The sequence below is a fragment of the Mycobacterium shinjukuense genome, from assembly GCF_010730055.1.
Taxonomy (GTDB): Bacteria; Actinomycetota; Actinomycetes; order Mycobacteriales; family Mycobacteriaceae; genus Mycobacterium; species Mycobacterium shinjukuense.
The window spans coordinates 3,548,899-3,562,380 of record NZ_AP022575.1 but is presented as its reverse complement, the minus strand read 5'-3'; the positions used below and the strand labels follow the sequence as shown (position 1 = coordinate 3,562,380).

Below are 13,482 nucleotides of genomic sequence, written 5' to 3'. Positions count from 1 at the left end.
GCTGGTGACCTCCTTCTCCATCCACGGACTCGTCGGTCGTGACCGGCTTCGACCTGACCAAGCAGCGCGGCAAACCCGTTTGACCCTAACAGCAGAACGCCTGGCCGCGGCGTCCGAATCGGGTGTACCCCGTCGCCCGTCAACGCCGTGCAGGCACACTGTCATCGTGACCGAGGGCCAGCGCGTGGGTGGAACCCGAAGCTTTCTGCCCGCCGTCGAAGGCATGCGCGCCTGCGCGGCCATGGGCGTGGTCGTCACCCACGTCGCTTTCCAGACCGGGCACTCCGGCGGTGTGGCCGGCCGGCTGTTCGGCCGATTCGACTTGGCGGTGGCGGTGTTTTTTGCGCTGTCGGGATTTCTGCTGTGGCGCGGACACGCCGCCGCGGCACGAGATCTGGGGTCGCGCCCGCGCACCGGCCGCTACCTGCGATCGCGGGCGGTGCGCATCATGCCGGCCTATCTCGTGGCGGTGGTCGTGATCTTGTCGCTGTTGCCCGACGCGGACCATGCCAGCCCGACGGTGTGGTTGGCGAATTCGACGCTCACCCAGATCTATGTGCCGCTGACCCTCACCGGCGGCCTGACCCAAATGTGGAGCCTGTCGGTCGAGGTGGGGTTCTATCTGACGCTGCCGGTGCTCGCATTGCTGGCCCGGCGCGTTCCGGTCGGCGCCCGGGTGCCGGCGATCGCCGCCCTGGGGGTGCTCAGCTGGGCCTGGGGCTGGTTGCCGGTGGACGCCGGGCCGGGAATTAACCCGCTGAACTGGCCACCGGCGTTTTTCTCCTGGTTCGCCGCCGGAATGTTGTTGGCGGAGTGGGCCTATGGCCCGATCGAGTGGCCGCACCGGATGGCGCGTCGCCGGGTACTGATGGCCGCGGTGGCGGTGGCCGGCTATCTGGTGGCGGCCTCACCGGTGGCGGGTCCGGACGGCCTGGTTCCGGGCACTGCCACCCAGTTTGCGGTGAAGACCGCAATGGGTGCCCTGGTGGCGTTCGCGCTGGTGGCGCCGCTGGTGCTGGACCGGCCCGACACCCCGCACCGGGTGCTGGGCAGCCCCGGCATGGTGACCCTGGGACGGTGGTCCTACGGCCTGTTCATCTGGCACTTGGCGGCGCTGGCGATGGTGTTCCCGGTGATCGGAGCGTTCCCGTTTACCGGGCGGATGCCGACGGTGCTGGTGTTGACGCTGATCTTCGGCTGGGCGATCGCCGCCGTCAGCTACGCCCTGGTCGAATCGCCCTGCCGGGAAGGGTTGCGCCGCTGGGAGCGCCGCGGGCGGCAGACGTCGGTCGGTGAACGCCAAGCGGACGCGGTCGCAGCCTGACACCGGGCCACGGCGCGAGCGAGCGAAGCTCGGCGGGCTCACTCATAGGCGCCCTGGCGCTCGAAGATGCGGCGCGGGTTGTCGACGAGCATGGTGTGCAGCTGTTCGTCGGTGACGCCGCGCTGCTTGAGCGCGGGGATGACGTCGTCGTGGATGTGCAGGTAGTGCCAGTTCGGCAGGGCCACCGGCACCAGCTCTTCGGGCAGCGCGTCGAAATAGCAGTTGGCGTCGTGCGACAACACCATCTTGTCGGCGTGCCCGCGCTCGCACATCCGGGCCACGATGTTCACCCGGTCCTCGAACGGCAGGATAACGTCGACGCCGAACCGGTCCATCCCCAGGTAGGAACCGGCGGCGATGAGCTCTTCGAGGTAGCCGACGTCGGTGCTGTCGCCGGAGTGCCCGATGATCACCCGGCTCAGGTCCACGCCTTCCTCGGCGAAGATGCGTTGCTGGTCAAGGCCGCGCCGCAGCCCGGCGTGGGTGTGCGTGGAGATCGGCACCCCGGTGCGTTTGTGCGCCTGCGCGACCGCGCGCAGCACCCGCTCCACGCCCGGGGTGACGCCGGGCTCGTCGGTGGCGCACTTGAGGATCCCCGCCTTGATGCCGGTGGCGGCGATGCCCTGCTCGATGTCGCGGACGAACATGTCGGTCATGATCTCCGGGCCGTCCAGCTGCGCGCCCGGGCCGAGGTAGTGGAAGTAGAACGGCACGTCGTTGTAGGTGTACAGGCCGGTCGCGACGACGATGTTCAGCTCGGTGGCCGCGGCCACCCGGGCGATGCGCGGGATGTAGCGGCCGAGTCCTATCACGGTCAGGTCGACGATGGTGTCCACGCCGCGGGCCTTCAGCTCGCTCAGCCGGGTGACGGCGTCGGCCACCCGCTTGTCCTCGTCCCCCCAGGCTTCGGGGTAGTTCTGGGCAATCTCGGTGGTCATGATGAAGACGTGCTCGTGCATGAGCGTGACACCCAGATCAGCGGTATCGATGGGTCCGCGAGCGGTATTGAGCTCTGCCACGTCACCGATGCTAGGGCGACTCGGTGATTGGCCAACAGTGCCGTTTTGCCGGCACCTCACACACCGGCCGTGCCATTGCAGTACCGTCACCCTCGTCGTGATCCGAACCCGCTGGGAGCCACCTGATGCTGCTCAATCCCAACCGCCTGCAACGCAAATACCCGGACAGCCGCTCGGCGGAGATCATGGCTGCGACGGTGGACTTCTTCGAGTCCAGAGGGAAGGCGCGGCTCAAGCACGACGACCACGAGCGGACCTGGTACTCCGACTTCCTCGAGTTCATCGGCCGGGAGCGTATCTTCGCCTCCCTGCTGACGCCGGCCAAGTACGGCGCCGGGGATGAAACCGGGGCCTGCCGCTGGGACACCTACCGAATCAGCGAGTTCGCCGAGATCGTCGGTTTCTACGGGCTCAGCTACTGGTACCCGTTTCAGGTGACCGCCCTGGGCCTGGGCCCGATCTGGATGAGCGCCAACGAGGACGCCAAACGCAAGGCCGCCGCGCAGCTGGAGGCCGGCGAGGTGTTCGCGTTCGGCCTGTCGGAGCAGGCCCACGGCGCCGATGTGTATCAGACCGACATGATCCTGACGCCGACGGGCGGTGGCTGGACCGCCAACGGGGAGAAGTACTACATCGGCAACGCCAACGTGGCCCGGATGGTCTCCACGTTCGGCAAGATCGCCGGGAGCCCGGAAAGCCAGGATTACGTGTTTTTCGCGGCCGACTCCCAGCATGAGCGCTACCACCTGATCAAGAACGTGGTGAATTCGCAGAACTATGTGGCCAATTACGCCCTGCGGGACTATCCGGTCACCGAGGCCGACATCCTGCACCGCGGCCCCGAGGCCTTCCACGCCGCCCTCAACACCGTCAACGTCTGCAAATACAACCTGGGTTGGGGCTCCATCGGCATGTGCACCCACGCGCTCTACGAGTCGGTCACCCACGCGGCCAACCGGCATCTGTACGGGACCGTCGTCACCGACTTCTCACACGTGCGGCGGTTGCTGACCGACGCCTACCTGCGACTGATCGCCATGAAGTTGGTGGCCACTCGGGCTTGCGACTACATGCGCAGCGCGTCGGCCGCCGACCGTCGCTACCTGCTGTACAGCCCGCTTACCAAGGCCAAGGTCACCAGTGAGGGCGAGCGAGTGATCACCGCGCTTTGGGATGTGATTGCCGCCAAGGGGGTAGAGAAGGACACGTTTTTTGAGACGGTGGCCCGCGAGATCGGTCTGCTGCCTCGGTTGGAAGGCACGGTGCACATCAACATCGGGCTGCTGGGCAAGTTCATGCCCAACTACCTGTTCGCGCCCGATGCCGCGTTGCCGTTGATCCCGCGCCGCGACGACGCCGCCGACGACACCTTCCTGTTCGCGCAGGGACCCACTGGGGGCCTGGGCAAGGTGCGGTTCCACGAGTGGCGGGCGCCGTTCGACCGTTTTGCCCACCTGCCCAACGTCGCGCTGCTGCGCGCACAGGCCGACGCGTTGGCCGAGATGCTGGCCAGCGCCACCCCCGATGCGGCGCAGCAGAAAGACATCGACTTCGCCTTCGGTGTGGGACAACTGTTCGCGACGGTGCCCTACGCCCAGCTCATCTTGGAGGAGGCGCCGCTGTCGGGAGTGGACGAGGCGTTGCTGGACGAGATCTTCGGGGTGCTCGTCCGGGATTTCAACAGTTTCGCCGTCGAGCTGCACGACAAGGCCGCGACGACGGACGAGCAGGCGCGTTGTGCGATGCGAATGATCCGCCGCCCGGTGCATGACCCGTCACGGTACGCGCAGGTCTGGAAAGAACACGTGCTGCCCGCCAACGGTGCCTATCAGATGCGCCCGTGATTTGTGTCCGTAGACCGTTGCTGCGCGCGGTGTGATCTCGCCTGAGCCGTCGCCGTTGACGTTGACTGTGCGGCGGCGCACAGTAGTATGACCAGTGGTCATCGATGTGAGGAGACGCCATGCCGACGGTGACGTGGGCGCGGGTTGACCCGGCTCGTCGGGCGGCCATCGTGGCGGCCGCCGAAGCCGAGTTCGGGGCGCATGGATTCTCCAACGGCAGCCTGAACGTCATCGCCCGGCGCGCCGGGGTCGCCAAGGGAAGCCTGTTTCAGTACTTCGCGGACAAGCGCGATCTCTACGCCTACATCGCCGACGTGGCCAGTCAGCGGGTGCGTGACTACATCGAAGAGGCCATCCGTGAGCTTGACCCGACTCGGCCGTTCTTCGAGTTCCTGACCGAACTGCTCGACGCCTGGATTACCTATTTCGCTGAGCATCCACACGAACGTGCACTTCATGCCGCGGCGACGTTGGAGGCCGACACCGACGCCCGCGTCAGCGTGCGAAGCGTCATGCATCGGCACTACCTGCAAGTGCTGCGGCCGTTGGTGCGTGACGCGCAGGCGCGGGGTGACCTGTGCGCCGATGCTGACACCGAGGCGTTGTTATCGCTGATGTTGCTGATCTTCCCGCATCTGGCGTTGGCTCCCTATGTCCGCGGTCTGGACCCGATCCTGGGGCTCGACGACCCCACGCCGGAGCAGCCGGGGCTGGCCGTGCGCCGGCTGGTCGCCGTGCTGGCCGCCGCTTTTTCGCCGACACTCGCCGGCAACACCGAGGAGGTCAGATGACACGTTCGGGCTCGCTCACTGCACGGCTTAGCCGCGAGCAGACGCAAAAGCCCCCAAAACCACTGGTTTTCGGGGGCTTTTGCGTCTCTTCGCGAGCGGAACGCTAGCCGACCCAGACGGTCTTGATGTTGCAGAACTCCCGGATCCCGTGCGCCGAAAGCTCCCGCCCATAGCCTGACCGCTTGACACCGCCGAATGGCAGTTCGGGGTAAGACACCGTCATCCCGTTGATGAAGACCTGCCCGGCCTCGATGTCGTCGATGAAGCGCTGTTGCTCGGCCTCGTCGCGGGTCCAGGCGTTGGAACCCAGCCCAAAGGTGGTCGCGTTGGCGATCTCGATGGCTTCGTCAATGTCGGCGGCCCGATACACCGAGGCGACGGGGCCGAACACTTCTTCGGTGTACAGCGCCATGTCCGTGGTGATGTCGGTGATCACCGTCGGCGGGTAGAACCAACCCGGCCGGTCGAGGCGCTCACCGCCGCAACGGATCACCGCGCCGGCCGCGGCCGCGTCCTCGACCTGCTTGGCGATCTCGTCGCGGCCCTGCTCGGTGGCCAGCGGACCGACCTGGGTCTGCGGGTCGGTCGGGTCGCCAACCTTGAGTGCCGACATCGCCTCGACAAACTTCTCGACGAAAACGTCGTAAATGTCGGCGTGGACGATGAATCGCTTGGCGGCGATACAGGATTGGCCGTTGTTCTGTACCCGGGCGGTGACCGCCGTGCTGACCGCGGCGTCCAGATCCGCGGACGGCATCACGATGAACGGGTCACTGCCACCGAGTTCCAGCACGGTGGGTTTGATTTCGTCGCCGGCGATGGCGCCGACGGATTGGCCGGCCGGCTCGCTGCCGGTAAGGGTGGCCGCCGCGACCCGCGGATCGCGCAGGATGCGCTCGACGGCGTTGGAGGTCACGAGCAGTGTCTGGAAGCAACCGTCCGGGAAGCCGCCGCGGGCGATGACGTCGGCCAGGTATAACGCGCACTGCGGTACGTTCGAGGCGTGCTTGAGGAGGCCGACGTTGCCGGCCATCAGGGCCGGCGCGGCGAACCGGACGGCCTGCCACAGCGGGAAGTTCCAGGGCATCACGGCCAGCACCACCCCGAGTGGTTGGTAGCGGCTGTATGCCCGGGACGCGCCGACTTTGGCCGTGTCCACCGGCTCGTCGGCCAGCAGTGTCTCGGCATTGTCAGCGTAGTAATGAAAACCCTTGGCGCATTTGAGTGCTTCCGCCTTGGCCGACGCCAGCGTCTTGCCCATCTCGAGGGTCATCAGCGCGGCCGCTTCGTCGGCCTCGGCCTCCAGCAGGTCGGCGGTGGCGTGGGCCCACCGGGCCCGCTGGGCGAAGGTGGTGTTGCGACGGTAGTCGTGGAACCGGTGGTAGGCGCGGGCTATCGCGGCGTCGACTTCCTCGTCGGTTGCCGCGGTGAAGGTCTTGACTGTCTCCCCGGTGGCCGGGTTGATCGTGGCGATGGGCACGCTGACGTCCTTACGCTCGGGTGGGTTCGTGAAACTTCCCTATCCAGCCTGCCACCAGCCTCGCGGGAGGGAGGTGCCGCATCAATACTGCCGCTGGGCCGATGACCTAGTGGATGGATAACGACGGTTATCTGTCTCCTCGGGCTACCCGGCGGCGGCGTTCATCGCGTTGCTGGTCGGGCGCTCAGCGCAGGTCGGCCGGGATCACGGTACCCGGAGTCCCACCAGAATGTCGACCTGGTGTCGATGTTTGGTCCGATCAGCAATGCGTTCAAGCGTGGCTCTGATGCTGAAATCACTTGTGCCACTGTGGTTTCAGCCGTCGCAGGGCGCGCCCGCCGCAGCGCCGAGGCCGCCGAGTTGGGCCGCGGCGCGCGCTGACCGGCCAGCCGCTGGCGCCGGTGTTGGCGGCCAGCGCCGCCGCCCACCGCGCCGGCACGTTGGGCACCGGCCAGATCGGGGTGATTCGCCGGTTCTCCCACCGGCTGCCCGGCTGGGTCGATGCGCCCACCCGCCACTGCGCGGAGGCCACGCCGGCCAAAAAGGCACCCGGTTTCGCCCCGAACAACTGGCCGGGCTGGCCGACAAACTCGCCGACTGCCGCAACCCCGACGGGAATTACCGTGATGAGGACCGGGCCCGCCGGCGCGGCATCACCCTGGGCGCACAGGGCGCCGATGGCATGTCGGGGCTGCGCGGCTGGCTCACCCCGCAAGGCCCGGGCCACCGTGGAGGCGGTGTGGGCCAAGCTGGCCGCCCCCGGCATGGGCAACCCCGCCGACCAGGCCCCGTGCGTGGACGGCACACCGTCGCAGCGGGCCATCGACTCCGATACCCGCAGCACGGCCCAACGCCACCACGATGGGCTCAACGCCGGGCTGCGCGCTGTTGGTCTGCGGCAAGCTGGGCCAACACAACGGCCTGCCGGCCAGCATCATCGTGACCACCACGTTGGCCGAGGCGGAGGCCGCCGCCGGCACCGCCCTGACCGGCGGGGGCAGCCTGCTGCCGATGAGCGATGTGATCCGGCTGGCCCGCCACGCCCGGCACCATCTGGCGGTGTTTGATCACGGTAAGGCGCTGGCGCTGTATCACAGCAAGCGGTTGGCCTCCCCGGCCCAGCGAATAGTCTTGTACGCCAACGAGCGTGGGTGCAGCGCCCCGGGCTGTACGGTGGGCGGCTATTACTGCGAGGTCCATCATCTGTCGGCGCCGAAGCCGTCTTCTATCAAAAGTACTGCGCGACGGGAGATTTCCGGGGAGCTGACCGATCACCCGTGCCGGACCTTCCGCAGCGACACCGGCGGGACATAGTGCCCAACCAGCGTGCGATGCCACCATGCGTGATCGCGCCGCAGCTCGGCTGCCGTCGTGAACCGGTACTCGTAGAGCTGGGCCCGCACATACCGGGGCGGGGCGTCGGGGAACGGATTGTGGCGCAGCAGGCGCAGTGTCGGTGGATCGTTGCGCAATAGCCGCGTCAGCAGCGGCGTCATCCACGGCAGCGCATACCCCGGCGAGATGGCGGCGAACCACATCAGCCAATCCAACCGCAGATGATAGGGGGCCCATTGCGGTGGCAGCCGCCGCACGGCACCGGGCTTGCCCTTGAACCCGTACTCCTTCCACACCGTGTGCTCGGTGATCTCAGCCTCATCGGTGCCTTCGATCACCACCTCATGACGGATCCGCCCGATGCTGCCGAATGCGCCATAGGTGTTCACCAAATGAAAGGGGTTGAACGACATGTTCATTCGCTGGCGCGACGACGCCATGTTGCGCACCGGCCAATAGCTCAGAACCAGCACCGTCACCGTGAACGCCATCACCAGTACGGCGAACCACAGTGGCGGGCCCGAAACAGGCGAGTGCGTCGGGATCGGCACCAACGCCGCGGCCGACGCGTCGTCGATGGTGCCGCACGCCAGAATGATTGTCAGCCAGTTCAGCCAGGCGAAGTTTCCGGACGCCACCAACCACAGCTGGGTGACGATGACGATCGCCGCGGCCACGCTCGCCACCGGTTGCGGAGCAAACAACCCAAACGGGACTACCAGCTGGGCAAAATGGTTGCCCGCCACCTCAATCCGGTGCAGCGGCTTGGGCAGATGATGGAAGAACCAGCTCAGCGGCCCGGGCATCGGCTGAGTTTCGTGGTGGTAGTACAGGCATGTCAGGTTCCGCCAGCACGGGTCGCCGCGCAGCTTGATCAGTCCGGCGCCAAACTCGACCCGGAACAGCAGCCAGCGCGCCAGCCACAACGTCAGCAATGGTGGGGCAATTCGGCCGTTGCCCAGGAAGATCATCAGGAATCCGGTTTCGAGTAACAAGGACTCCCAGCCAAACCCGTACCACGTCTGCCCGACGTTGACGATCGACAGGTAGAGCACCCACAGCGTCAACCACATCAGCATCGCCGCCCACAACGGCGCAAGGTCGGCGGCACCGGCGACGATCGCCGCCGCCACCGCCGCGCCCAACCACGAGACGCCTGCGAACAGCCGATCGGAGTAGTGCAGATGAAACAGGCTCGGAGTTCGCCAGAAGGATCGCCCCTCCAAATACGCTGGGACCGGTAGCATCCCGCGTTCCCCGATGAGTGGTCGGAACTGCCGAGCAGCCGCGACGAACGCAATCAGATAGATGGTCGCCGTGCCGCGCTCCAGCAGCCATCGGCCCAGCCAGTAGTCGGGTGCCGAAAACCATCCCATGGCCGCAACTCCTCGGATGACGGCGTCTCCATGTCAACCCGCACGTCCAGTCAACCAGCCGGAAAACCGGTAGCCAAGATCGATTCAGTCCTCGCTCGAGCGGTCCACCCGACGGGCGCGCAGCACCACGGATGCGGCCACCGCCGCGAGCGAAATCAGTGCCAGCAGTTGAACGCTCGCCCAGTGCCCGGCGTAGCCCTCGACCGAACGCCATGGATGGCGGGACAACACCGCCCCGGCCAAGATCAGCCCACCCGCACTCAGCACGGCGGTCACCCCGTCGCGCAGCCGCTGTCGGTGGCGCAACGCGTACTGCAGACCAAGCGCCGCGCCGACCACCACCACCCCGGCCACGCCGGCGATCGCCGCACCGGCACCCAGCACCGCTGCCACGGCCCAGTAGCCGGGCGTCCAGGGCCGTGAAGGTGGGTCGTCGGCCTGGCGCCGCCCCCGCCACAAGGTCAGCAACGCAAGCAGCGGCAGCAGGGCCAGCCCCACCGCCAGACCCGCCCGGTACAGCGAGTTGGAGGCGAACGTCAGCGTGATGATGCCGGGGTCCCCCGCGGGCACCACCCAGCCCTGCTGCCATCCGTTGACGGCGACGGGCGTCAGCCGAACCCCGGTGCCGGTGCGCGCCACCCAACCCGGGTTGATGCTCTCCGGTATCACCAGCACCCGGGCGGTGGCCGACGCGGCCGCCCGTACCTCGCGGTGGGACGGACCCCATGCACCGGTATCAGCGGGAATAGGTGTGGCACCGGGAAATTCGTCCGCGCCTACTACAGAAAGCCGGACACCGTCCACCACAAACTCCGCGCCCGGGCTGATCAACAACTCCTGCTGCCCCGCGGGCAGCGCGATCGGATCGCCGTCGCAGGTGACCGCGGGCACCGGCTCACCGTCCAGCAGCGCGCCGACCGTGGTCCGGATCCAGGTGTGCACAAACCGGCCCGACATCGCGATGACCGGGCCGTGGTCGCAGTCGACGGTGATCTCCCGCGCTCGGTTACCGGCGGCGTCGGCGGGTGCCACCGGATTGCCGTCGGCGCCCAGCACCTCGACCTCGGCTAGCCCGGGCGGCTTGAGCTGATCGAAACCCAGCGCGTTGCGGTCGATGACGTCGTCCCAGTCGAGCAGGCTGAGCGAGACCGTGTCGGTGACGCGCGGCTGCAGAGCCAGGGTCTGAGGTCCGGAGTTCGGATTCACCGCGCGCACCTGGGGCCCGCCGCCCAGGTCGACGGCCAGCATCGTGGGGTGGGCGGGCACGGCCGACCGGCTGGGGAGCACGCGCAGTCCGGTCACCTCGGTGCGCCGGGGGAGTCGGAGCGTCAGCGTCGGCGGGGTCTTGCGTTGCACCACTCGTTGCGGCGCGGTCCACGCGGTGGCCGGGTCGCCATCGGTGGCCGCGTACGCGGAGCCGAGGATGTCGACCAGGTCGGAATCACCGTTGGCCCGGGTCGTGTCGGGCTCGGCGATCAGATCGGCCAGCTTGGGGCCCTGCCGCGGCCGCACCCACACCGTCGGGGTTACCGATACCGGGGTCGGCACGGTCAGCGTGCGGCTGAGAGTGACCGGCTCTTCGGGTGCCAGGGCCATCGACGCGGCGCAGCGCACGCTGTCGGGTCCCGGCGCACAGCCTGGTCTGCCCAACAGTTCCGAGCCCAGGTCCCAGCCCGCGATCGCCGAGCCGGGCGGCGGCCCGGGAACCAGCGCGGTATGTCGCAGCTGGACCGGATGGGCGAACCCGGACGCATCGTATTGGGTGATCGCCAGATCGGTGATACCGAACTGGACACCGGCGGACCCGTCGTCGGTGGCGGCCGCGGTGACGCGCACCCAGGGGGTTTCGCCGTACGGCAGCGCCGCGGTGAGCGGTTTGCCGGTCTCGTCGAACCGCAGGGTGGTGCTGCCGTTGGCGGTCTCGATCAGGATGCGGCGGACCTGGGCGCCGACGGCGGTCGCGCTGGGGGTCACGGTGATGACGGCGTTGCTCACCGGATGGTCGAAGTCCACCCGCAGCCACTGCCCGACGGCGGCCTGCAGCGCATTGGACACCCACGCGGTCGCCGGGTCCCCGTCGACGGCGGCGGCGGGCGAGGTCGCCGGCGCGACATCGGGCATGGCGGTGGCATCCGCGGACGAGCTGGACGCCGTGATCCGGCCCCCGGACCACCCGCCGACGACCAACGTCGCGCCCGGCGCCGGATAGTCGGGGACCCTGTTGTAGGTGTGCCGGGCGTCGCCGGGCGCCCGGATCGCCGACGAGTGCTGATCCACCCGGCCGTAGTCGGTCTCGCGGGCCACCGGGGTGTCGGTGACGGTGACCAGGGGGGCCGGCAGACCGGAGGCCCGAGCATCCGCGGTCATCAGCACCGGCCCCAGCGCTGGCTGGCCCAGCAGCCGGCGGCGTTCGTCGAGACGCAGCAGCACCTCGGGTCCGCCGTCGACGCGGGCCAGCTGGTCGACGTCGGCGAAGTAGGGCGCCCCAGGGTTGCCCGTCACCCGCACCCGGTAGATCTCGACGGCCGGATACCGCGGGCGCAGACCGCTGTCGGCCACAAAACCCGCCAGCGAACCGGGCCCGACCGGCGTGCCGAACTCGGCCTCCTTCGCCAGCCCCGGCGATCCGGCGATCGCCCTGTGCACCAGGATCGGACGCGCCGACCGCGAGGATTCGGGATCCAGGTCGTTGCGCACTACGACATAGGAAATGCCTTGGCGGGCAAGGGTATCGGCCAGCCCCGCCGACGGCCGGCCGGCAGCGAGCAGCCGTTGCACCGAGTCCAGCGCGCGGATGGTCTGCGGCGGGGTCAGCGGAATGGAGTCGCGCACGCCCCACGGGCCGTCGCCCAGCACCTGCAGTGGCTCGTCGTGGCTGGTGCCCCACACCTGGGTGGCGAACGGCGCGCCGGGGACCACCAGCACCCGCCCGGGAGTGGGCTTCGCCGCATTGTGTGCGCTGAGCCAGTCGGCGGCGTCACGCCAATATCGCGGTATCGCGCTGAACGTGCCGGGCGGGGTCAGCCGACCGGTCCACGCCAGCGAAGTGCTCACCATCAACGCCGTCAGGGCTACCACCGCCACCGCTACTCGCTTGTCGCGCTCAGGGTGAGCGAACGCACGCAGCCACACCGACCTCGGCGCGCTCCCCGGCAGCGGTATCCGACCCAGCAACCCCGCGAACCCCAGCGCCAGCGGGAGCCGGATCACCGGCCCCACCTTGTGCACGTTGCGCAGCGGAGTGCCGCCGGCGTCCAGGAATGCCTGCACCTGGTGGGCGACCGGCGACCCAAGCCCGCCGCTGTAGCCGACGGTGAGCAGCACCACCCCGGTCAGCAGCATCGTCACCAGCCGCCCGCGCGCCGGCATTGCGGGGATGGCCAGCCCGGCCAGGCCGGCCGCTGCGACCAGGCAGGTGCCTAAGACGGCCACCGATCCGGTGACCAGCGGCGCGCCCGCGGTCGCATTCGGCGCCACGAACGGCGTCCAGCTGTCGGTGCCACGTAGCACCTCCACCAGCGACGACCACTGTGTGGTCACGCCGGAGGATTCGATGAAGTCCAGGAACGGCGGGCTGACGTCGCGCAGCAGCATCAGCGCCACCACCCACCACGATGTGGCCAGCGCCAACGCCGCCAGCCACCACCCGGTGTAGCGCCACCACGACCGATTCGGCCGGTGACCGGCCCACCAGATCACCGCGGGCAGGCAACCGGCCAGCGTCGCGATGGCGTTGACCGCGCCCATCAGCGCCACCGCCAGCCCGGCTTGGGCCGCCAGCGCCCGCACCGGGCGGCCCGAAGTCCCGCGCAGCGCCAGGATCGTGGGCAACAGCACCCACGGCGCCAGCATCATCGGCAGGGTTTCCGACGAGATCGATCCCAGGGTGGTCAGCACCCGTGGCGACAGCGCGAACGCCACGGAACCGACCACCCGCGACGACGCGGTGCCGACGCCCAGCGCCTCGGCGACCCGCAGCAGGCCCCAGAAACCGGCCGTGAGCAGGACCGCCCACCACAGTCGCTGAGTGACCCACCCCGGCACTCCCAGCAGATGGCCGACCACGAAGAAGGTGCCATGTGGAAACAGGTAGCCATAGGCCTGGTTCTGCGCTTGGCCGAATGGCAGGTCGCTGTTCCACAGGTTGGTCGCACGCGCCAAAAACCGCAGCGGGTTGGCGGTGAGGTCCAGCTTGGTGTCGGGGGAGACGTGCCCGGGCGATTGGGCGAACGTCAGCGCCAACGCGACGGCGCCGACCACCAGCAACCACGTGCGTGACAACGGCGCCACCCGCGACCCGGGGGCCGCGTCTG

General features: G+C 68.6%; 7 protein-coding genes and 2 pseudogenes. 5 read left to right on the top strand and 4 right to left on the bottom strand.

Going from position 1 to position 13,482, the window contains the following annotated elements:
- Positions 1-100 precede the first annotated feature (100 nt).
- A complete protein-coding gene (locus G6N20_RS16060) occupies positions 101-1,324 on the top strand; it encodes an acyltransferase family protein (RefSeq protein ID WP_142271808.1) in 1,224 nt (407 codons plus the stop codon).
- Between the two features lie 38 nt (positions 1,325-1,362).
- On the opposite strand, the gene G6N20_RS16055 is transcribed toward G6N20_RS16060, so the two are convergent.
- The gene (locus tag G6N20_RS16055; RefSeq protein ID WP_083045763.1) at positions 1,363-2,343 is read right to left on the bottom strand and encodes a phosphotriesterase family protein; all 981 of its coding nucleotides are present in this window, start codon (positions 2,341-2,343) and stop codon (positions 1,363-1,365) included.
- Positions 2,344-2,468: 125 nt separating this feature from the next.
- Between G6N20_RS16055 and G6N20_RS16050 the strand changes: the two genes are divergently transcribed.
- Positions 2,469-4,187: an acyl-CoA dehydrogenase gene (locus G6N20_RS16050; protein ID WP_083045762.1), complete on the top strand. Its 1,719-nt coding sequence runs from the start codon at positions 2,469-2,471 to the stop codon at positions 4,185-4,187.
- A gap of 119 nt (positions 4,188-4,306) precedes the next feature.
- Entirely contained in the window at positions 4,307-4,978 is a 672-nt protein-coding gene (locus tag G6N20_RS16045) for a TetR/AcrR family transcriptional regulator (RefSeq protein WP_083045761.1), read from the top strand.
- A gap of 103 nt (positions 4,979-5,081) precedes the next feature.
- On the opposite strand, the gene G6N20_RS16040 is transcribed toward G6N20_RS16045, so the two are convergent.
- Positions 5,082-6,458 (bottom strand): NADP-dependent succinic semialdehyde dehydrogenase, encoded by a 1,377-nt coding sequence (locus tag G6N20_RS16040; RefSeq protein ID WP_083045760.1) that lies wholly within the window; start codon positions 6,456-6,458, stop codon positions 5,082-5,084.
- Positions 6,459-6,859: 401 nt separating this feature from the next.
- Here G6N20_RS16040 and G6N20_RS22290 point away from each other — a divergent pair.
- Together G6N20_RS22290 and G6N20_RS16035 are read left to right on the top strand one after the other, a co-directional pair.
- A pseudogene (locus G6N20_RS22290) lies at positions 6,860-7,113 on the top strand (DUF222 domain-containing protein); the annotation flags it as partial.
- Positions 7,085-7,772 (top strand): annotated as a pseudogene (locus G6N20_RS16035) (DUF222 domain-containing protein). The pseudogenes G6N20_RS22290 and G6N20_RS16035, both read left to right, overlap by 29 nt.
- Here G6N20_RS16035 and G6N20_RS16030 read toward each other — a convergent pair.
- Positions 7,730-9,169, bottom strand: coding sequence for a lipase maturation factor family protein (locus G6N20_RS16030; RefSeq protein ID WP_083045759.1), 1,440 nt, complete (start codon positions 9,167-9,169; stop codon positions 7,730-7,732). The pseudogene G6N20_RS16035 and the gene G6N20_RS16030 sit on opposite strands and share 43 nt — an antisense overlap.
- Positions 9,170-9,253: 84 nt before the next feature.
- Positions 9,254-13,459, bottom strand: coding sequence for an alpha-(1->3)-arabinofuranosyltransferase (locus tag G6N20_RS16025; RefSeq protein WP_083045758.1), 4,206 nt, complete (start codon positions 13,457-13,459; stop codon positions 9,254-9,256).
- Positions 13,460-13,482 lie beyond the last annotated feature (23 nt).

What these genes read in the sequence shown, in the direction of transcription:
- G6N20_RS16050 (WP_083045762.1), top strand. Translation starts at nt 2,469, where the DNA reads ATGCTGCTCAATCCCAACCGCCTGCAACGCAAATACCCGGACAGCCGC.
- G6N20_RS16045 (WP_083045761.1), top strand. Translation starts at nt 4,307, where the DNA reads ATGCCGACGGTGACGTGGGCGCGGGTTGACCCGGCTCGTCGGGCGGCC.
- G6N20_RS16030 (WP_083045759.1), bottom strand. Translation starts at nt 9,169, where the DNA reads ATGGGATGGTTTTCGGCACCCGACTACTGGCTGGGCCGATGGCTGCTG.